This is a genomic window from Streptomyces sp. ISL-94 (assembly GCF_018614075.1).
GTDB lineage: Bacteria > Actinomycetota > Actinomycetes > Streptomycetales > Streptomycetaceae > Streptomyces.
Window position 1 is genome coordinate 19,626 of sequence record NZ_JAGGOZ010000119.1, and the last position, 20,657, is coordinate 40,282.

Genomic DNA, 20,657 nt, shown 5'->3' on the forward strand with positions numbered 1-20,657 from the left:
CGAGTCGGATGGGTCGGATGGGTCGGGTTGCGGTCGGCCGTGTCCGCATAACGATCACGCCAGATCGGCCGCTCACCCGCTCCGACCAGGCAAAACGAGCGTTCGGGGGCCTTGCAGCACGCCCGCGGCCCACTCGTCACACGGGCACACACGCCGGACACCGTCCGCTCCTCGGACAATGGATTGGACAAGGCTCGTGGGGTCGAACGCATGATGGCTTCACGCGCGCCCGCGTCGTACGTACCAAAAGGAGTCACCGTGAGGGTCGGAATCGTCGGAGCCACCGGACAGGTCGGCGGAGTCATGCGCGGCATCCTCGCCGAGCGGAAGTTCCCGGTGGACGAGCTGCGGCTGTTCGCCTCGGCCCGGTCCGCGGGCTCCACCCTCGAATGGGAGGGCCGGGAGATCACCATCGAGGACGCGTCCACGGCCGACTACTCCGGCCTGGACATCGTGCTCTTCTCCGCGGGCGGCGCCACCTCCCGCGCCCTGGCCGAGAAGGTCGCCTCGCAGGGCGCCGTAGTGATCGACAACTCCTCCGCCTGGCGGGGCGACCCGGAGGTCCCCCTCGTGGTCTCCGAGGTCAACCCGCACGCGATCAAGAACCGCCCCAAGGGCATCATCGCGAACCCGAACTGCACCACCATGGCCGCGATGCCGGTGCTGCGCCCGCTGCACGACGAGGCCGGCCTGACCGCGATGATCGCCACGACCTACCAGGCCGTGTCCGGCTCGGGCCTGGCGGGCGTCGCCGAGCTCAAGGGCCAGGCCTGCGCGGTCTCCGAGGCCGCCGACCAGCTGACCTTCGACGGCGGGGCCGTGGACTTCCCGGAGCCGGCCGTCTACAAGCGTCCGATCGCCTACAACGTGGTCCCGCTCGCGGGCAACCTGGTCGACGACGGCTCCTTCGAGACCGACGAGGAGCAGAAGCTCCGCAACGAGTCCCGCAAGATCCTGGAGATCCCCGAGCTCAAGGTATCCGGCACCTGCGTGCGCGTGCCGGTCTTCTCCGGCCACTCGCTCCAGGTCAACGCCCGCTTCGCCCGTCCGCTGAGCGTGGAGCGCGTGTACGAACTGCTGAAGGACGCACCGGGCGTGGAGCTGTCCGAGATCCCGACCCCCCTCCAGGCGGCCGGCAAGGACGCCTCGTACGTGGGCCGCATCCGCGCCGACGAGACCGTGGAGAACGGCATCGCGCTGTTCCTCTCGAACGACAACCTGCGCAAGGGCGCGGCCCTGAACGCGGTCCAGATCGCGGAGCTGGTGGCGGAGGAGCTGCGCGGCTGATCCGGCTCGCACGCGTCAGGGGTGGCACCGCGACGGTGCCACCCCTTCGCCGTTCTAGAGCCCGAGCTGCTGCCGCAGCGCCCGATCGATCTCTCTCATCGACTGCACCGGCACGGCGCCGATCCGCCGCCCGAACCGCGAGAGGTCCAGGGCCCTGATCTGCTCACACTGAGCTTTGGAGTCCAGGTTGAGACCAGTCTCCGTTGCATGCAGGAGGACCTGAAAGGTGCGCACATGGGTGACGTTCGAGGTCACTGGCACCACGGCCAGGACGCCTCTCCGTGCGCGGTCGGCCATACGGTTCGCGGCATCGTTGGTCACCAGCACGGCCGGGCGCAGTTTGTTGGCCTCGCTGCCCACGGCCGGGTCGAGATCTACGAGGTAGATGTCACCGCGCTTCATCGACGATCCCGTCCCCCACCGTGTTGTCCCACAGTTCAGCCTCGCCGCTTTCGTACCACTCGTCCCACGCGGCGAGGTACTCGTCCTCCAGTGCCGACTCCTGCAGCAGCCGGATCGCGGCCTGTATCACCGCGGAACGGGACTCCGCCTCTGTCATGGCCGCGTACTGATCGACGAAGGCGACAATCTCCTCCGGCAAGCTCACGCTAATCTTCATACCCTGAAGGCTACCGCGAGTGCTACCCGCGACGCCACCTCTCACGACCGCTTGTCCTGGAAGGGGTAGCAGTCGATTACTCCGGCGCAGCGACCCGCCCCCCGTGGAAAGATGGCCGGGCAACGTCACCATCAAAGGAGATGACCGCGTGCCAGGCACGAATCTCACCCGTGAAGAGGCTCAGCAGCGGGCAAAGCTGCTCACCGTCGACTCCTACGAGATCGAACTCGATCTCAGCGGCGCGCAGGAGGGCGGCACCTACCCCTCCGTGACCACCGTGCGCTTCCAGTCGGCCGAGGCCGGGGCCGAGACCTTCATCGACCTGGTCGCACCGGCCGTGCACGAGGTCGTCCTCAACGGCAAGGCGCTGGACGTCGCCGCCGTCTTCCGGGACTCGCGCATCGCCCTGAAGCACCTGGCGGCCGGGGCGAACGAGCTGCGGGTCGTCGCGGACTGCGCGTACACCAACACCGGCGAAGGCCTGCACCGCTTCGTCGACCCGGTGGACCAGCAGGCCTACCTGTACACCCAGTTCGAGGTGCCGGACGCGCGCCGCGTGTTCGCCAGCTTCGAGCAGCCCGACCTGAAGGCGACCTTCCAGTTCACCGTGACGGCCCCCGAGGGCTGGACGGTCATCTCGAACTCTCCGACCCCGGAGCCCAAGGACCGGGTGTGGGTCTTCGAGCCCACCCCGCGCATCTCCTCGTACATCACGGCCCTGATCGTGGGCCCGTACCACGCGGTGCACAGCTCCTACGAGGGCCCGGACGGGCAGTCCGTGCCGCTCGGCATCTACTGCCGGCCCTCGCTCGCCGAGTTCCTCGACGCGGACGCGATCTTCGACGTGACGCGGCAGGGCTTCGACTGGTTCCAGGAGAAGTTCGCGTACGACTACCCCTTCGCCAAGTACGACCAGCTCTTCGTCCCGGAGTTCAACGCGGGCGCCATGGAGAACGCGGGCGCGGTCACCATCCGCGACCAGTACGTCTTCCGCTCGAAGGTGACGGACGCGGCATACGAGGTGCGGGCCGAGACCATCCTGCACGAGCTCGCCCACATGTGGTTCGGCGACCTCGTCACCATGGAGTGGTGGAACGACCTGTGGCTGAACGAGTCCTTCGCCACCTACACCTCCATCGCGTGCCAGGCCTACGCGGAGGGCTCGAAGTGGCCGCACGCGTGGACCACCTTCGCCAACTCCATGAAGACCTGGGCGTACCGGCAGGACCAGCTGCCGTCCACGCACCCGATCATGGCGGACATCCGTGACCTGGACGACGTCCTGGTCAACTTCGACGGCATCACGTACGCCAAGGGCGCCTCGGTGCTCAAGCAGCTCGTCGCCTACGTCGGCATGGACGCCTTCTTCAAGGGCGTGCAGGCGTACTTCAAGGCGCACGCGTTCGGCAACACGCGCCTGTCCGACCTGCTGGGCGCCCTGGAGGAGACCTCGGGCCGCGACCTGGCGGCCTGGTCGAAGGCGTGGCTGGAGACGGCCGGCATCAACATCCTGCGCCCGGAGATCGAGACCGACGCGAACGGCTCCATCACCTCCTTCGCGATCCGCCAGGAGGCCCCGGCCCTGCCGGCGGGCGCCAAGGGCACTGTGTTCGATGATGCGGCTCCGCCGCGCGGGGTGCTGCGCCCGCACCGCATCGCGGTCGGCCTGTACGAGCTCCAGGACGGCAAGCTGGTCCGCACGGACCGCCTCGAGCTGGACATCGACGGCGAGCTGACGGCGGTGCCGGAGCTGGCCGGCCGCACCCGCCCGACCGTCGTGCTGCTGAACGACGACGACCTGTCGTACGCGAAGGTCCGCCTGGACGAGGTCTCCCTCGCCAACGTCACCGCGCACCTGGGCGACTTCACCGAATCCCTGCCGCGCGCGCTGTGCTGGGCCTCGGCCTGGGACATGACGCGGGACGGCGAGCTGGCCACCCGCGACTACCTCTCCCTGGTGCTGTCGGGCATCGGCAAGGAGTCGGACATCGGCGTGGTCCAGTCGCTGCACCGCCAGGTGAAGCTGGCCATCGACCTGTACGCCGACCCGGCGTGGCGCGAGCAGGGCCTGGCCACCTGGACCGAGGCCGCACTGGAACACCTGCGGGCGGCCGAGCCGGGCAGCGACCACCAGCTGGCGTGGGCACGCGCCTTCGCGGCGACGGCCCGAACCGAGGGGCAGCTGACGTACCTGTCGGCGCTGCTGGACGGCTCGGCGGAGATCGAGGGCCTGGCCGTCGACACCGAGCTGCGGTGGACGTTCCTGGAGCGGCTCGCCGCGACGGGTGTCGCCCACGAGCCGGCCATCGCGGCCGAGCTGGAGCGGGACGCGACCGCGGCGGGCGAGCGCCACGCGGCGACCGCGCGGGCCGCGCGCCCGACGGCGGAGGCCAAGGCCGAGGCGTGGGCGTCGGTGGTGGAGTCCGCGGACCTTCCCAACGCCGTGCAGGAGGCGGTGATCGGCGGTTTCGTCCAGACCGACCAGCGCGAGCTGCTGGCCCCGTACACCGAGAAGTACTTCGCGGCGGTCAAGGAGGCCTGGGACACCCGCAGCCACGAGATCGCCCAGCAGATCGCGGTGGGGCTGTACCCGTCCCTCCAGGTCTCGCAGGAGACCTTGGCCGCGACGGACGCCTGGCTGGCGTCGGCCGAGCCGAACGCGGCGCTGCGCCGGCTGGTGTCGGAGTCCCGCGCGGGCGTCGAGCGCGCGCTGAAGGCCCAGGCGGCCGATTCCGCCGCCGCTCGGGCCTAAGGGTCGCGTGCGGCGCCGCTGCCGGGGGCTCTGCCCGGACCCTCCCCCAGACTTCGTCCGGGGCGCCCCAGTCCCTCAAACGCCGGCGGGGCTGGAGGTTTCAGCCCCGCCGGCGAATGAGGCGCTGGTCCGGGCAGAGCCCGGGGAACGGTGGAAGGGCGGGTAGGGGACGGCTCCGTGCAGCGGCACCGCACCGCACCGGCCCCCCTACCCCCCGGCGACGGAGCGCAAGGCTTCCAGGACGCGGGCCAGCGCCGGGGCGGACTCGGCGCCCCGGCGGACCGCCGCGATCACGTGCCGCGTCGGGCGGTCGTGGGCGAGGACCCGGACCGCCACCCCCGAGGCTCGGCTCGACACCATCCGCGGCACCAGGGCCACTCCCATGCCCGCCTCGACCATGGCCAGGATCGCGGTCCAGCCCGACGCCGAGTGGGCCTGCTCCGGGACGAAGCCCGCCGCCTCGCACGCGCCCCGGGCGATCTCCGACCAGGGGCCGCTGCCCCCGTAGATCCACCGGTCGCCGGACAGGTCCGCCAGCCGCAGGTCCGGCGCGGCCGCCAGCGGATGGCCCGGCGGCAGCGCCACGTCCAGCGGGTCTTCCATCAGCGTCACCCGGGTGAACCGGGGGTCGCGGGCGGTCGGCGCGTGGGCGGCCAGGGACAGCGCCAGGTCCACGCCGCCGGCGGACAGCAGCTCGTAGGACTCGGCCGCCTCCGTCTCCCGTACGCGGACCTCCACGCGGGGGTGGGTCCGCCGCAGGGCCGCCACCGCCGGGACGACGAGGGCGGGTACGGCGGTGGAGAAAGCGCCGATCCGCACCTCCCCCGCGTCCCCGGCGAGGTACCCGGCCAGCTCCGCCTCGGCCCGCTCCAGCTCCGCGAACACCGCCCCCGCGTGCCGCAGTACGAGGTGCGCGGCGTCGGTGAGGCGGACCCGGCGGCCCTGGGCCTCCAGGAGCACCACCCCCAACTGGCGGGCGAGATTGGTCAGCTGCTGCGAAACGGCCGAGGGCGTCATGTGCAGCGCCTCGGCCGTCGCGGTCACGGTCCCCTGTTCGGCGAGGGTCCGCAGGATCCGCAGCTTCTTGATGTCCCACTCGGTCATGGGCCCGAACCTACCGCCGGGCACCGAGCCCGACACCGCCGAGGATCAGCGCCATGCAGAGCAGCTGCGCCGGTCCGGTCTGCTCGCCGATGAGCACGAAGCCGAGGATCGCCACGCAGACCGGCTGGAGGTAGTAGACGATTCCGGCGCGGGCCGCTCCGATGATCGAGACGGCCTTGTTCCAGGCGAAGAAGGCGACGGCCGAGGAGAACACTCCGACGTAGAGGAGCGGTCCGACCGTTCCGGCGCCGATCTCGAAGCCGCCCTGGACGGAGAGGGAGACGGCGTAGGCGGGGGCCAGCATCAGCGCGCCCAGCACGAAGGTGGTGAGCAGGAAGGCCAGTCCGCCGAGTTCGGCGGGCTTGCGCTTGAGCAGGGCGCTGTAGGTGGCGAAGGAGAGGGCCGCGCCGAACATCCACAGGTCGCCGGCAGCGAAGTCGAAGCCGAGGGAGCCGTTCCCGACCAGCAGCAGCACGCCGAAGGCGGCGAGGAGCAGTCCGAAGGTGCGCCGGGCGCCGAGCCGTTCGCCGCCGAGGCGGGCGTAGAGCGCCATGATGACGGGCGAGGCGGCCATGATCATGCCCATGTTGGAGGCGGAGGTGGTCAGTCCGGCCTGGTGCACCAGGGTGTTGTAGAGGGCGACGCCGAACAGCGTGGCGAGGGCGATGAAGCCGAAGTGCTTGCGGATCAGTGCCCGCTGCTGCCAGGCCTGCCGGGCGGCGAAGGGGGCCACGGCGAGGGTGGCGATGATCCACCGCCAGAAGACGGCCTGGACGGGCGGGACCGAGTCGGCCATCCCCCGGGTGGCGACGAAGCTGCCGGACCAGACGACCGTCGCGAGCAGGGCGAGGAGGACGCCGAGTCCGGCGGCTCCTTTCTTCCCCGTGGTGCCGGGCTGTGCCTGCGAAACGGTACGGACGCGGTCCATGACGGCCACTGTGTGTCTCCCCCTCGGGGTCGGTCGGTCGGGCGTGGGACTACCGTCGCACCTGCTCATCGCTCAGGTCCATCGAAATGTTTCGATCAATCTTTTCAGTAGAACTGAATGGTTGGGAGGCGGCGCGGGCGGCCGCGAGCTGGCCGGCGACCGTGGCCCCGAAGGCGATCGCCATGCCCGCCAGCTGCACGGGGCTCAGCGCCTGCCCGAGGGCGGCCCAGCCGATGACGGCGGCGGTGAGCGGGGAGAGCGGGCCGAGCAGGGTGACCGAGGTGGCGGTGAGCTGCCCGATGCCGCGGAACCAGAGCCAGTACGCGATCCCGGTGTTGATCAGCATCATGTAGCCGTAGCCGAGGAAGGCCTTGCCGTCGAGCGCGGGCGGCGCCCCCTCGACGAGGGCGGCGACGGGGATGATGACCAGTCCGCCCGCGGTGAGCTGCCAGCCGGTCATGGCCAGCGGTCCGACGCCCTCGGGGCGGCCCCAGCGCTTGGTCATGACCGTACCGGCGCCCATGGACGCGGAGGAGATCACACCGGCGACGATGCCGACGAGGTCGAGCTTCGCCTCGGCGGTGAGGACGACCATGCTCACGCCGAACGCCCCGACGACGGCGGCGAGTACGGTGCGCAGGCTCGCCCGCTCCCCGAGGACGAGGGCGGCGAGTCCTACGACGAACAGCGGGCCGGCGGCGCCCAGTACGGCCGCGACCCCGCCGGGCAGGCGGTAGGCGGAGAGGAACAGCAGCGGGAAGAAGGCGCCGATGTTGAGGGTGCCCAGGACGGCGGACTTCCACCACCACTCGCCCTTGGGCAGGGTCCGGGCGAGGGCGGTCAGCAGCAGTCCCGCGGGCAGGGCCCGCATCACGCCGGTGAACAGGGGCCGGTCGGGCGGCAGCAGTTCGGTGGCCACGGCGTACGTGGAGCCCCAGGAGACGGGGGCGAGGGCGGTCAGGGCGACGGTGGCGATGCGCTTCACGGCGGGTTACTCCTCGGGCAGGTGAGGAACGGGGGTCAGACGGCGGCGGGCGCCGAGGGGCGCGGGGCCGGGGCCGCCGCCGCGACCGCGGCCGGGACCGGCGGCTCGGCGTACACGGCCTCGGCGGGCAGGTGGCGCTCCAGCCGGACCAGGGCCAGGGCGGCGCCGAGCGCGGTGACGGTCAGGACGGCCCAGGGCAGCCGGCCGTCGACGGCGAGCAGGGCGGTGAAGAGGGAGGGGGCGAGGGCGCTGGCCAGCGAGTACGAGAGCTGGTAGGTGGCGAGGTAGCGGCCGCGGACGGCTTCGGGGGCGGCGGAGACCGACAGGGCGCCGCCGGAGGGGCTGTGCACCAGTTCCCCGAGGGTGTAGACGACCACGATGGCCAGCAGGGCGACCAGGGTCCCGGTCTGGCCGGGGCGCAGCGTGCCGAGCACGATCTGCCCCACGAAGGCGGCGGCGAAGAGCAGGGCGCCGAGGGCCGCGGAGCGGGTGCGGCGGGCTCCGGAGCGGCGGACCCGGCCGGCGACCAGCACGCCGACGCCGGCGCACAGGGCGGTGTTGACGGTGAAGGCGGCTCCGGTGAGGGAGTCGGGGGCCGTCAGCCACGTGGAGAGGTAGAGCGGGAAGAGGACCGAGAGGGCGGAGTAGCCCAGCGCGGTCAGGAAGTTGGCCGCGGTGAGACCGAGGAAGGGCCGGTCCCGCAGGACCATCCGGTAGCCGGCGGGCGGGCGCTTGGCGGAGCCGGCGGCGGGGGCGGTGGCAAGGGCGGGGGCGGTGGCGGTGGCAAGGGCGGTGGCGGTGGCGGTGGCGGTGGCGGTGGCGGCGGTGGCGGCGGTGTCGCGGACCGGCCGGACCCGGCTGACGAGCAGTCCGGCGAGGGCGAAGGCGAGTGCGTTGCCCCAGGCGGTGTACGTGAATCCCCCGGTCCCCCACACCGCCAGCACTCCGGAGACGAGGAGGGCGCCCGCACCCATCCCGGCGTTCTGCAGGGCCCGGAGGGAGGCCTGGAGCCGGTCTCGGGCGGCGCCGCGCGCCACCTCCCCGATCAGGGACTGCTGGACGACGGCGAAGGAGCGGTCGGCGAGGGCGGTGACCAGCGCGACCGCGGCGAAGGCGGGCAGGCTGCCGGCCAGGGGGTAGAGGGCGAAGCCGAGCGCCCGTATCCCGTAGAGGACGAGGTTGACCTTCTTTGCGCCGAACCGGTCGACGGCCGCGCCGGCCAGCGGCATGAAGGCCAGTCCGGCCACCCCGGTGACGGTCATGACCAGCCCGACCAGGGTGAAGGAGAGGCCCGTGACGTGGTGGAAGAAGACGAGCGAGAACGGGACGTACATGCCGATCCCGATCGCGCTGAGCCCGACGCCGACGAGGAGCGGCCGCTCGCCCGCCACCCGCGCCCCCGCACTCACCTTGACCGTGCTCATCACGCCTCCCCCGAAGTAGGTCACTGGAGAGTAGCTTACCGCTAAGCTACTTATCGTCAAGCAACTTTCTTGCGAACGAACAAGCGGAAGCCGGATACTGCGCTCATGACCGAGGCCAACAAGGACGCCGTCGATGCGATCACCGCGCAGTGGTACGCGGTACGACCGGACCTGGACACCGCCCCCATGGCCGTCTTCGGCCGTATCTACCGGATCACCAAGGCCATGGGCGACGAGATGGAGCGGACCTACAACCGCTTCGGGATCTCCCGCGGGGAGTTCGACGTCGTCGCCACCCTGCGCCGATCCGGAACCCCGTACACCCTCTCGCCCCGCCAGCTGTCCGCCACGCTCATGCTCACCACGGGCGGCATGACCGGGCGTCTGGACAAGCTGGAGAAGGCCGGGCTGCTCACCCGCAGGCCCGATCCGCACGACCGCCGCGGGCTCCAGGTGACGATCACCGACCGCGGCCTCGCCCTCATCGACGAGGCCGTCACCGCCGGGCTGGAGGTTCAGCGCGCCGCGCTCACCGGGCTGAGCGAGGAGGAGGTCCGGGTCCTCGGCGACCTGCTCCGCAAACTGCTGGCCGACATGCCGTAGGGCCTGCCGGCCGGGCGGGTGTGCGACCGGTCAGGGCAGGCGCCCGGCCGGCCGCGGGCCGCCCCCTGAACACGACAAGGCGCCGGGGGTCCGCACGGCCGAACAGATCGGCCGTGCGGACCCCCGGCGCCCCGGAAGTCTTGAAGTGTGCCGCCCCGGCGGGGCGGGTCAGCTCTCGGTCTGCTGCTTGCGCGACTTGTCGCCGACCATCACCAGGCCCGCGATGACGAGGAACAGCACGATCGGCGCGGCCACGTACAGGCCCAGCGTCTCGCCAATGCTCAGGCCCTTACCCGGGTCGTCGCCGTCGTCGCGGGCCACCGCGAGGGCGGGAGACGTCATCAGCAGCATCATCAGCGTCGTTCCGGCCGTGACGGCGCCGGCGCGCAGAGCGTTCTTCTTGTCCACGGTGCAAACGTAGCGAACACCCAAACGACCCGCGCGCCCGGGGGTGCCGTCCGGGGTCACCCTCCCCCGGCGGCCCCCGCCCGCACCGCGCTCAGCAGGGCGTTCGCCCGCGGCGAGGCGGCCAGTTCTTCCAGGGTCAGCGGCCGCCCCCCGGCATCGGCGACCGGGAGCCGCCAATTGGGGTACTGGTCCCACGTCCCCGGCAGGTTCTGCGGCCGCCGGTCCCCCACCGCGTCCGGCAGCCATACGCCGACCAGCCGGGCCGGGGTGCGCAGCAGGAACCCGTACAGGGCCCGTACGGCGGCCTCCTCGCCCTTGGTCTCCAACCCGAGGCGGTCCAGCAGCGCCAGCCATTCGGCGGTATCGGCGGCGTCCTCGGCCCGTTCCTCCTCGGCCGGGCGGGTCAGCAGCCCGAGCCGGTCGCGCAGTTCCACATGGCCCCCGGCCAGCTTGGCGGCCGTCGGCGGCAGGTCGTGGGTGGTGGCGGTGGCCATGCAGTCGGCCCGCCAGGCCTGCGGCGCGAGCGGGCCCCCGGCGCCGTCCCAGTCCCGCTCGAACCAGAGCACCGAGGTGCCGAGCACCCCGCGCCGGGCCAGCGCGCGGCGGACCCGCGGCTCCACCGTCCCGAGGTCCTCGCCGACGACCAGGGCCCCGGCGCGGTGGGCCTCCAGCACCAGGATCGCCAGCATGGCCTCGCCGTCGTACGAGACGTACGTGCCCTCGGCGGGCGGGCAGCCCTCCGGGATCCACCAGAGCCGGAACAGGCCCATCACGTGGTCGATCCGCAGAGCGCCCGCATACCGGAACACCCCGCGCAGCAGGGCACGGAAGGGGGCGTACCCGGTGGCGGCCAGCCGGTCCGGGCGCCAGGGCGGCAGGCCCCAGTCCTGGCCGCGCGCGTTGAAGGCGTCCGGCGGGGCGCCGACCGAGGTGCGCCGGGCGTGGAAGGGGCCGGTCCGGGCATCGGAGCCCTCGGGGTGCACGCCGACCGCGAGGTCGTGCACGATGCCCACGGCCATGCCGGCCTCCCGCGCGGCCCGCTGGGCGGCGGCGAGCTGGGCGTCGGTCAGCCAGACCAGCCACCGGTGGAAGTCGCCGCGCTCCTCCGGGTCCTCCCCGGAGGCTGCGGCGCACCACGCTGCGTGCCGGTCCAGCGCCGGCCCCTGCTCGGCGCGGAACCGTACGTAGGCGGCCTCGCGGTCGGGCGTGCGCGGGACGGCGTACAGCAGCTCCAGGGCCTGGCGCTTGAGGTCCCAGACGGCGTCGCGGTCGATCAGCGCCCCCTTCTCCAGTACCTCGCGGCGCAGCTCACCGCCTCGGGCGGCGAGTTCGGCGAGGGCTTCGCGCTCGGGGCAGCCGGCGTACTCCGGGACGTCCTCGACGCGCAGGTGGACGGGGTCGGGGAAGCGGCGGGAGGAGGGGCGGTAGGGGGACGGGTCGGTCGGGGTGCCGGGCACCGCCGCGTGCAGCGGGTTGACCTGGATGAAACCGGCGCCGTGGGTGCGGCCGGCCCAGCGGGCGAGCGCGGCGAGGTCGCCGAGGTCCCCCATGCCCCAGGAGTGCTCGGAGAGCAGCGAGTACAGCTGGACGAGCAGCCCGTGGGCCCGGTCGGGTGCGGCGGGGGCCCGGTCCGGGGCCAAAACGAGCGTCGCCTCGGCGGTACGCCCGTCGGGCAGGGCGACGCCGATCCGATGCACCCCCAGCGGCAACCCCTCGGGCAGCACCCCGCCGACCCCGACGCACCACTCCACCGGCGCGGCTGCGGCCCCCGCAAGGCCCTCGGTCGAGTGCCGCCGGGGCCGGGTGTGTGCCGGGGCGCCCCCGCAGGGCGCCGAACGCAGTACCGCATCACTGTCCGCCCCCTGGCCACGTTCGGCGCCCGAGGAGGTGCCCCGGCACGCGCCCGGCCCCGCCGGAACGGGCCCCGCCGCGGGGTCGACCCCGACGGCACCCCCGCCCGCAGCCCCCGGGTCCGCTTGGGCCAAGTCCGGCCCCGCGCCCACGTGGTCCGGCCCCGCGTCCCAGCGGTCCGGCTCCGCCGCCTCCGGCTCCAGCCGGATCCGGGTCCCGGCCGGCAGGACGGCCAGTGCGGCCGGCGGCGGCTCGCCCGCCCACCGCACCAGCACGGGCGGCAGCAGCCGCGCCGCAGCCGCCCGTTCGGCCTCGGCCAGGCTCGCCCGGATGTCCTCCGGCGTCTCGGCGGCCACCCCGAGGAGCCCGAGCACGGTGGTGACCGTGGCCCGCGGCACCGGGACGGTGACGTCCGCGGCGGGATGGTGGGCGGTCGCGATGCCGTGCAGGGCCGCGAGCCGGGCGAGGTCGTCCATCTACGGGCACTCCTTCGTGCGTGAGGGTGGATCAGAAGGGTGGTGCAGAAGGGCCGGACGCCGCCGGGAAACACCCGAGCCATACCCACTCGGAGGCATCGCATTCCTGGCCGATCCAGGTCAGATCACCCATGCGCATTGACACTCCGCCCGCACTGGTGGTGGGCTCGGGCTCGTTCGTACGAGCGGGGGACGTCTCGGGACGGGGAGGCTCTGTGCAGCTCAGGGGCAGGAAGCGGGCGACGGCCGCGGCCGTCGCGGTGATCGGGACGCTGCTCGGCGGCGCCGTGGCCGCCGCGCCTCCCGGGGCCTTCGCGGCACCCTCCGCACCCGCCGCGCCGGGCGGCCCGGCCCAGGATCCGGCACCCGGCACGGGCCCCGCCCCCGGTCCCGTGCCCGACCCCGGAGCCGACACCCCGCGCACGGCGGCCGAAGGTCCGGCCGTGTGGCCGCGGCCGCGCTCGATGGCGGCCGACCCGGCGCGCGAGGTCCCCACGGCGGCGGAGGCCGTGCTGGTGGCCCCGTCGGACGCCGATCCGTATGCCGTCCAGGTGGTACGGGACGCCCTGCGCGGGGCGGGCGTACGGACCCTCCACGAGCGGGCCCCCGGGCAGCCGCTGCCGGAACGCGGCACCGTCGTACGGCTCCAAGGCCCGGACGCGCAGGAGGCGCTGCGGGCGCTGGGCGCGGCCGAGGCCGGCGATCTGCCGGACGGGGGCTACCGGCTGGCCGTGGGGCGGGCCGGCGGCCGGGACACGGTCGCGCTGGCCGGCATAGGGCAGGACGGGCTGTTCCACGCGGCGCAGACGCTGCGCCAACTCCTCGAAGCGGGTGCGGGGAAGGTGCCCGGGGTGCAGGTGCGGGACTGGCCCGCCGCGCCCGTACGCGGGATCCTCGAGGGCTTCTACGGGCAGCCGTGGACCCGGGAACAGCGCCTCGCGCAGCTGGACTTCATGGGCCGCACCAAGCAGAACCGGCTGCTGCTCGCCCCCGGGGACGACCCGTACCGGACGACGCGCTGGCGCGAGGAGTACCCCGGGGAGCAGCAGGAGGAGTTCCGCGCGCTGGCCGAACGGGCCGCCGCCAACCGGGTGGTTCTGGGCTGGGCGGTCACCCCCGGCCAGTCGATGTGCCTCTCCTCGGCCGCCGACCGGGCAGCGCTGGCGCGCAAGCTGGACGCCATGTGGGAGCTGGGATTTCGGGCCTTCCAGGTGCAGTTCCAAGACATCAGCTACACCGAATGGGGCTGCAGGGCGGACCGGGAGCGGTTCGGGAAGGGTCCGGCGGCGGCCGCGAGGGCGCACGCGGAGGTCGCGGGCGAGCTGGCGGCGCACCTGGCCGCACGGCATCCGGGGGCGGCCGCGCTGTCGCTGCTGCCGACGGAGTTCTACCAGGAGGGCGCCACCGCCTACCGGACGGCCCTGGCGGGCGCGTTGGACGGGCGGGTCGAGGTGGCCTGGACGGGCGTGGGCGTGGTGCCGCGCACGATCACCGGCAAGGAGCTGGCCGGCGCCCGCTCCGCCCTCGGGCATTCGCTGGTCACCATGGACAACTACCCGGTGAACGACTGGGACCCGGGCCGGATCTTCCTCGGCCCGTACGCGGGCCGCGAGCCGGCGGTGGCGGGCGGCTCGGCGGCGCTGCTGGCCAACGCGATGCCGCAGGGCACCCTGTCGCGCATCCCGCTGTTCACGGCGGCGGACTTCGCGTGGAATCCGGGCGGCTACCGGGCCGGGGAGTCGTGGGCGGCGGCGGTGCGGGAGCTGGCGGGCCGCGATCCGCGGACCCGGGAGGCGGTGGCGGCGCTGGCCGGGAACACGGCCGCGTCGGGGCTCAAGCAGCAGGAGTCGGCGTACCTGGGGCCGCTGGTCGACCGGTTCTGGAAGGCCCGGGCCGCGGGCGACCCGGCGGCCGGGGCCGAGCTGCGGCGGGCCTTCACGGTGCTGCGCGAGGCACCCGCCCGGCTGCCGGCCCTGGCGGACGAGGCGGGGCCGTGGCTGGAGCGGCTGTCGCGGTACGGAGCGGCCGGCGAGCTGGCGGTCGATGTGCTCCAGGCCCAGGCCCGCGGGGACGGGGCGGTCGCCTGGCAGGCGTCCCAGGAGCTGGCGCGCGCCCGGCAGGCACTGGCGGAGCCGGCCGCGGCCCGGGTGGACCAGGCCGTCCTGGAGCCCTTCCTGAAGCAGGCGGCGGCGGAGGCGGACGCCTGGACCGGGGCCGCCCGCCGGACGGGCACGGTGACGAAGGACGCGGGCGCCTGGACGGTACGGCTCGACGCGGAACGGCCGGTGTCGGCGGTGACGGTGATGACGGACCCGCTCCCGGCGGGCACGCGGGGCGCGGCGGTGGAGGCCCACGTGCCGGGCGAGGGCTGGCGCAAGCTCGCCGAGGCGGCCGCCTCGGGCTGGACCCAGGTGGACACGGCGGGGCTACGGGCCGACGCGGTGCGGCTGTCCTGGGCGGCGGCCGGGGCCGCGCCCACGGTGCACCAGGTGGTCCCCTGGCTGGGGGACGGCCCGCAGGCCCGCTTCGAGCTGGCGGACGGGGCCCGGGCCGACGCGGAGATCGGCGGCGCCCCGCGGCGGGTCTCGGCGGAGCTGTCCGCGCTCGGCCCCGGCGAGGTCCGCGGCCCGCTGTCGGCTCAGCCGCCGGCGGGCATCGAGGTCCGCCTGCCGGCCCAGGCCGTGGTGCCGCGCGGCGGGCGGGTGTCGGTCCCGTTCGAGGTCGTGGTCGCACCGACGACCCCGCCGGGCAGCTACGAGATCCCGGTTGCCTTCAACGGGGAGTCCCGCACGCTGACGGTACGGGCCGTGCCGCGCACCGGCGGCCCGGACCTGCTGCGCACCGCGCGGGCGAGCTCCTCGGGGGACGAGACCCCCGACTTCCCGGCCTCGGCGGCCGTGGACGGCTCCCCGGCCACCCGCTGGTCCTCCCCGCCGGTGGACGGCGCGTGGTGGCAGGCGGAACTCCCGGCCCCGGCCAGGCTCGGCCGCCTGGAGCTGCACTGGCAGGACGCCTATCCCTCGGCGTACCGGGTCCAGACCTCCGCGGACGGCGTGACCTGGCAGCCGGCCGCCGCGGTCCCGTCGTCCCGCGGCGGCCACGAGTCCCTCCGGGTGGACGCCCCGGACACGCGCTTCGTCCGCATCACCTGCGATGCCCGCGCGACGCGGTACGGATGCTCCCTGTGGTCGGCGGAGGCGTATGCGGTGACGGCCCCGTAACCCTGCGGGGCATTCCCCCACCCCGCCCCTTCCCGAAACCGGGCTCTGCCCGGCCCCGCGCCCCAAACGCCGGCGCGGCCGACTGTGCCCGCCGGGGCTGAGACTCCGGACTCCGCCCCGTTCGCCGCCCCTCACTACCCGGCGCTCCGCGCCCGCGCCTCAAACGCCGGCGAGGCTGGAATTGCCCTCCGGGCAAGCCAGCCGCACCATCCAGCCCCGCCGGCGTTTGAGGCGCGGGCTCTGGGGCGAGCCCCCAGGAGCGGCGCCGCAGCCAGGGCGTGGGCAGGGCCTCCAGGCGGGAGCCCAGGGGTCAGGAGGCCGCGGCCCCGATGCGGTCCAAGGCGTCCTCGGCCCCGTACGGCTGGAGATACGGCATCCAGCGCGGATCCCGGTGCCCCGTCCCGATGATCCGCCACGCCAGCCCGGACGGCGGAGCCGGCTGGTGGCGCAGGCGCCAGCCGAGTTCCAGCAGGTGGCGGTCGGCCTTGACGTGGTTGCACCGGCGGCAGGCGGCCACCACGTTGTCCCACGCGTGCTGCCCGCCCCGGCTGCGCGGGATGACGTGGTCGACGCTGGTGGCGACCGCGCCGCAGTACATGCAGCGGCCGCCGTCCCGCGCGAACAGAGCGCGCCGGGTGAGCGGAACGGGCCCCCGGTAGGGGACCCGCACGAAGCGCTTGAGCCGGACCACGCTGGGCGCGGGGACGGCTCTCGTCGCGCTGTGCAGATAGGCGCCGGATTCCTCCAGGGAGACCGCTTTGTTCTCCAAGACGAGGACGAGCGCGCGGCGGAGCGGTACGACGCCGAGGGGCTCGTACGACGCATTGAGGACCAGGACGTGCGGCACGGACTGCCTCCTTGTACGCCGGCGGCGCGTGGCTCGCGCCGGGACGATCTGCTCTCCAGTCTCTCCTTACGGCTGGTCGAAGCGCCACCACGAGCCAGTAACGGGCTCGGGGTGTTTTCAACCACACTCCCCTTCATCCCCGGGTGAGCCTGGTCTCTCCCTCGAACACCGCACCGGGGTGAAGGGAATGCCCCGTTAGTGTGGTTGGTCTGCCCGCACATCATCCGTTCCGCGCGCAGCCGCCAAACCGGGAGGTTCCTGTCGTGCCCTGGCCCGCCGTTCTGCTGCCGCTCGCAGCCGACGTACCCGACGCACCCCCCTCGGTGAAAGAGGCCCAGGCGAGCGTCACCGAGGCCGCGAGCTTCATCGAGGAGAACTGGGCCACCTGGCTGAGCATCGGTCTGCGGATCCTGCTGATCGTCGTGATCGCGGCCGCCCTCCGCTCGGCGGTCCGCAAGGCGCTGACCAAGCTGATAAACCGGATGAACACCAGCGCCGAGGCGGTCGAGGGCACCGCGCTCGGCGGGCTGCTCGTCAACGCCGAGCGGCGCCGCCAGCGTTCGGAGGCGATCGGCTCGGTACTGCGTTCGGTCGCGTCGTTCGTGATCCTCGGCACGGCCGCGCTGATGGTGCTCGCCGCGCTGAAGATCGATCTGGCCCCGCTGCTGGCGAGTGCCGGTGTGGCCGGTGTGGCGATCGGTTTCGGTGCCCGGAACCTGGTGACGGACTTCCTGTCCGGCGTGTTCATGATCATGGAGGACCAGTACGGCGTCGGCGACAAGATCGACGCGGGCGTGGCCTCGGGCGAGGTCATCGAGGTCGGTCTGCGGGTGACCAAGCTCCGCGGGGACAGCGGCGAGATCTGGTACGTCCGCAACGGCGAGATCAAGCGGATCGGCAACCTGAGCCAGGGCTGGGCGACCGCGGGCGTGGCCGTCCAGGTCAAGCCGTCCGAGAACCTGGCCCGGATCCGCGAGGTCGTCCAGGAGGTCGCCGGCGCCCTGGTGAAGGAGACCCCGTGGGACGAGCGCCTGTGGGGCCCGGTGGAGGTGCTGGGCCTGGACGAGGTGCTGCTCGCCTCGATGACGGTGAAGGTGTCGGCGAAGACGATGCCGGGCCAGCAGTTCGCGGTGGAACGGGAGCTGCGCTGGCGGATCAAGGAGGCCTTCGACGCGGCGGGCATCCGGATCATCGGCGGAGCCCCGGCCCCGGCCGACGAGGAAGAGGCCCCGGCGGACCCGGCGGCCGCGGTCGCCCCGCCGTCCGCACTGGCGAACCCGGCCTCCCCGCAGTCGCTGGCCGCCACCCCGATCCCGTCCCCGGCCGGCCCCCGGATCGCCAAGTAGCGCCCACCGCCCCGCCCTCCGCTGCCCCGCAGGTCACATCCTGCGGGGCAGCGCCATTGACACGGCCCGAACGGTGATAGGAAACTTACCTAACAGTTCAGTCGACCGTTCACCTCGGTGAGGGAGAAACCGCGCCATGCCCGCCGCCATCCCCGGAACGCCCAGCCTGCTGCGCGCCATGAACGACCGGGCCGCGCTCGAACTCCTGCTGACTCACGGCCCCTTGTCCCGGACCCGGATCGGCCACCTGACCGGGCTCTCCAAGCCCACCGCCTCCCAGCTGCTGGCCCGCCTGGAGGCCGCAGGACTCGTCCTGGCCACCGGCACCGACGGCGGCCGCCCCGGCCCGAGCGCCCAGTTGTACGCGGTCAACCCCCGGGCGGCGTACGTCGGCGGGCTCGACGTGACCCCCGGGCGCGTCCTGGCGGCCGTCGCCGACCTCACGGGCACGGTGCTCGGCACCCACGAGGTCCCGTACGCCGAGGGCACCGAGGCCGTCCAGCAGGTCACCGAGGCCCTCGGCGGCGCCGTCAAGGCGGCCGGGCTGCACCGCTCCGACCTGCACCGGGTGGTCATCGCCACCCCGGGCGCCTTCGACCCGCAGACCGGCCGGCTGCGCTACGCCAGCCACCTGCCCGGCTGGCACTCCCCCACCCTCCTCGACGAGCTGGCGGCGGCCCTGCCGATGCCGGTCGAGTACGAGAACGACGTCAACCTCGCCGCCGTCGCCGAGCAGCGCCTCGGCGCGGCGCGCGGTCACGAGGACTTCGTCCTGCTGTGGAACGAGGAGGGCCTCGGCGCCGCCCTGGTGCTCGGCGGCCGGCTGCACCGCGGCTGGACCGGCGGCGCCGGCGAGGTCGGCTTCCTGCCCGTGCCGGGGCACCCCCTGGTCCGGCAGGTGACCCGGGCCAACACCGGCGGCTACCAGGAGCTGGCCGGCGCGCAGGTGGTTCCCGGACTCGCCGCGGAGCTGGGCGTCCAGGCCCCGCCGCCGTCCGCCGCCGAGGGCCCGGACGGCCCGGAGGTCACCGCCGCGGTCGCGCTGCTCACGCAGGCCGCGGCCGCGCCCGAGGGCCCTCACCTGCGCTTCCTCCAGTCCTACGCCACCCTGCTCGCCACCGGTCTCGCCTCGCTCGTCGCCGTGCTGGACCCGGAGATCGTGGTGCTGTCCGGGGCCGTGATCGCCGCGGGCGGCGACCCGCTGCGCCGCCTGCTGGAGGCGGAACTCGCCGAACTGGCCCCTTCCCGACCCCGCCTGGTCTCCGGCGAGGTCCAGGAGCGGCCGGTGCTGCACGGCGCGCTCGAGAGTGCGCTGGCCGCCACCCGCGACGAAGTGTTCGACACCTCCCGCTGATCCGCCCGTTCCTCCAAGCCCCACGCACTGAGCACCGAGCACCGAGCCAAACCCTCACGCGCGCCCCCACTGGCACCCCTACGGAAGTTCCTCACGCAGAGAGCGAGCCCCGCCATGCCCAGAACCGCACGCCTGACCGCCACGGCCGCCGCCCTGGCCGCCATATCCGTACTCGCCACCGCGTGTACGGGCCAGAGCGCCGACACGGCCTCCGACGATCCGAAGGCGGACGTCACCCTCACCTTCTGGCACGGCTGGTCGGCGCCGAGCGAGGCCAAGGCGATCGAGGAGAACATCGCGCGGTTCGAGAAGGCGCACCCGAACATCAAGGTCGACGTCACCGGCAACATGACCGACGACAAGATCAACCAGGCGCTGCGCGCGGGCGGGGACAAGGCCCCCGACGTGGTCTCCTCCTTCACCACGGACAGCGTCGGCACGTTCTGCAACTCCAAGGCGTTCGCCGACCTGAACCCCTTCCTCCGGAAGTCCGGCATCGACAAGACGAAGGTCTTCCCCAAGACCCTGCTGGAGTACACCCAGTTCGACGGCAACCAGTGCACCCTGCCGCTGCTGAACGACGCGTACGGCCTCGTCTACAACAAGACCGCCTTCGCGGCCGCCGGCATCACCGAGCCCCCCAGGACGTGGAGCCAGTTCACCGACGTCGCGCAGAAGCTGACCAAGCTCAAGGGCGACTCATACGAGCAGCTCGGCCTGATGCCCACCTACCACGGCTACGAGACCACCCCCATGCGGCTGGCCGCGCAGTGGAGCCCCGCCTACTTCGGCGCCGACGGCAAGTCCAACCTGGTCAAGGACCCCGCCTTCGCGAAGATGCTGACCGCGCAGAAGGACCTGGTCGACAAGCTCGGCGGCTACGAGAAGCTGGAGAGGTTCCGCAACACCTTCGGCGACGAGTGGAGCGCCGAGCACCCCTTCCACACCGGCCAGGTGGCCATGCAGATCGACGGCGAGTGGCGGGCCTCGATGGCCAAGGAGGCCGGTGTCGCCTTCGACATCGGCACCGCGCCGCTGCCCGTCCCCGACGACCAGGCCGCCGACTACGGCAAGGGCTACCTCTCGGGCACGATCATGGGCATCGCCTCGGGCAGCAAGAAGCAGAACGCGGCCTGGGAACTGGTGAAGTTCATGACCACCGACACCGAGGCGGTGGTGGCCTTCGCCAACGCCATCCACAACGTGCCCTCCACCCTGGCGGCCCTGGAGTCCCCCGGCCTCCAGGTGTCCCCGGAGTTCAAGACCTTCCTCGACATCGCCCGGCACCCCAAGTCCAGCACCACCCCGGCCCAGGCCGACGGCGGCACCTACCAGCTGACCTTCCAGGACTTCGCGTACGGGGTCGAGAAGGGTGATGTCACCGACATCCCGGCCGGTCTCGCCAAGACCGACCAGCAGATCGACACGGACATCGCGAAGGCCAAGTAGCCC

At 73.4% G+C, this 20,657-nt stretch carries 16 protein-coding genes; 7 read left to right on the forward strand and 9 right to left on the reverse strand.

The window, feature by feature from the left end:
- Window positions 1-258: 258 nt before the first annotated feature.
- Window positions 259-1,287, forward strand: a complete 1,029-nt coding sequence (locus J7E94_RS31105; RefSeq protein WP_215020163.1) for an aspartate-semialdehyde dehydrogenase — start codon at window positions 259-261, stop codon at window positions 1,285-1,287.
- 54 nt (window positions 1,288-1,341) lie between these two features.
- On the opposite strand, the gene J7E94_RS31110 is transcribed toward J7E94_RS31105, so the two are convergent.
- Entirely contained in the window at window positions 1,342-1,689 is a 348-nt protein-coding gene (locus tag J7E94_RS31110) for a type II toxin-antitoxin system PemK/MazF family toxin (RefSeq protein WP_215020164.1), read from the reverse strand.
- A complete protein-coding gene (locus J7E94_RS31115; RefSeq protein ID WP_215020165.1) occupies window positions 1,676-1,906 on the reverse strand; it encodes a ribbon-helix-helix domain-containing protein in 231 nt (76 codons plus the stop codon). The genes J7E94_RS31110 and J7E94_RS31115 overlap by 14 nt, the downstream gene beginning before the upstream one ends.
- 148 nt (window positions 1,907-2,054) lie before the next feature.
- On the opposite strand from J7E94_RS31115, the gene pepN reads away from it, so the two are divergent.
- On the forward strand, window positions 2,055-4,658 hold the full coding sequence (gene pepN / locus J7E94_RS31120; protein ID WP_215020166.1) for an aminopeptidase N: 2,604 nt from the start codon (window positions 2,055-2,057) through the stop codon (window positions 4,656-4,658).
- 207 nt (window positions 4,659-4,865) lie between these two features.
- On the opposite strand, the gene J7E94_RS31125 is transcribed toward pepN, so the two are convergent.
- Genes J7E94_RS31125 through J7E94_RS31140 form a run of 4 tightly spaced genes read right to left on the reverse strand, consistent with a single transcriptional unit; the run spans window position 4,866 to window position 9,099 of the window.
- Window positions 4,866-5,762 (reverse strand): LysR family transcriptional regulator, encoded by an 897-nt coding sequence (locus tag J7E94_RS31125; protein ID WP_215020167.1) that lies wholly within the window; start codon window positions 5,760-5,762, stop codon window positions 4,866-4,868.
- A gap of 10 nt (window positions 5,763-5,772) precedes the next feature.
- The gene (locus J7E94_RS31130; protein ID WP_374224519.1) at window positions 5,773-6,699 is read right to left on the reverse strand and encodes a DMT family transporter; all 927 of its coding nucleotides are present in this window, start codon (window positions 6,697-6,699) and stop codon (window positions 5,773-5,775) included.
- Between the two features lie 40 nt (window positions 6,700-6,739).
- A complete protein-coding gene (locus tag J7E94_RS31135) occupies window positions 6,740-7,675 on the reverse strand; it encodes an EamA family transporter (RefSeq protein ID WP_215020169.1) in 936 nt (311 codons plus the stop codon).
- Window positions 7,676-7,710: 35 nt separating this feature from the next.
- The gene (locus tag J7E94_RS31140) at window positions 7,711-9,099 is read right to left on the reverse strand and encodes an MFS transporter (RefSeq protein WP_215020170.1); all 1,389 of its coding nucleotides are present in this window, start codon (window positions 9,097-9,099) and stop codon (window positions 7,711-7,713) included.
- 105 nt (window positions 9,100-9,204) lie between these two features.
- On the opposite strand from J7E94_RS31140, the gene J7E94_RS31145 reads away from it, so the two are divergent.
- Window positions 9,205-9,702 carry a MarR family winged helix-turn-helix transcriptional regulator gene (locus J7E94_RS31145; protein ID WP_215020171.1) on the forward strand — a complete coding sequence of 166 codons (498 nt, stop codon included), beginning with the start codon at window positions 9,205-9,207 and terminating at the stop codon, window positions 9,700-9,702.
- A gap of 168 nt (window positions 9,703-9,870) precedes the next feature.
- Here the strand turns inward: J7E94_RS31145 and J7E94_RS31150 are convergent, their stop codons facing one another.
- Window positions 9,871-10,110 (reverse strand): hypothetical protein, encoded by a 240-nt coding sequence (locus tag J7E94_RS31150; RefSeq protein ID WP_215020172.1) that lies wholly within the window; start codon window positions 10,108-10,110, stop codon window positions 9,871-9,873.
- Window positions 10,111-10,166: 56 nt separating this feature from the next.
- Entirely contained in the window at window positions 10,167-12,437 is a 2,271-nt protein-coding gene (locus J7E94_RS31155) for a 4-alpha-glucanotransferase (RefSeq protein WP_215020173.1), read from the reverse strand.
- Between the two features lie 215 nt (window positions 12,438-12,652).
- Between J7E94_RS31155 and J7E94_RS31160 the strand changes: the two genes are divergently transcribed.
- Entirely contained in the window at window positions 12,653-15,658 is a 3,006-nt protein-coding gene (locus tag J7E94_RS31160) for a beta-N-acetylglucosaminidase domain-containing protein (protein WP_215020174.1), read from the forward strand.
- A 310-nt stretch (window positions 15,659-15,968) separates the two neighbouring features.
- On the opposite strand, the gene J7E94_RS31165 is transcribed toward J7E94_RS31160, so the two are convergent.
- Complete coding sequence (locus J7E94_RS31165) at window positions 15,969-16,505, reverse strand: HNH endonuclease (protein WP_215020175.1); 537 nt, start codon at window positions 16,503-16,505, stop codon at window positions 15,969-15,971.
- A 263-nt stretch (window positions 16,506-16,768) separates the two neighbouring features.
- Between J7E94_RS31165 and J7E94_RS31170 the strand changes: the two genes are divergently transcribed.
- From J7E94_RS31170 to J7E94_RS31180, 3 genes are all read left to right on the forward strand, one after another.
- A complete protein-coding gene (locus J7E94_RS31170; protein ID WP_374224520.1) occupies window positions 16,769-17,851 on the forward strand; it encodes a mechanosensitive ion channel family protein in 1,083 nt (360 codons plus the stop codon).
- 136 nt (window positions 17,852-17,987) lie between these two features.
- A complete protein-coding gene (locus J7E94_RS31175) occupies window positions 17,988-19,205 on the forward strand; it encodes an ROK family transcriptional regulator (protein WP_215020176.1) in 1,218 nt (405 codons plus the stop codon).
- Between the two features lie 114 nt (window positions 19,206-19,319).
- Window positions 19,320-20,654 (forward strand): ABC transporter substrate-binding protein, encoded by a 1,335-nt coding sequence (locus J7E94_RS31180; protein ID WP_215020177.1) that lies wholly within the window; start codon window positions 19,320-19,322, stop codon window positions 20,652-20,654.
- The last annotated feature ends 3 nt before the right edge of the window (window positions 20,655-20,657 follow it).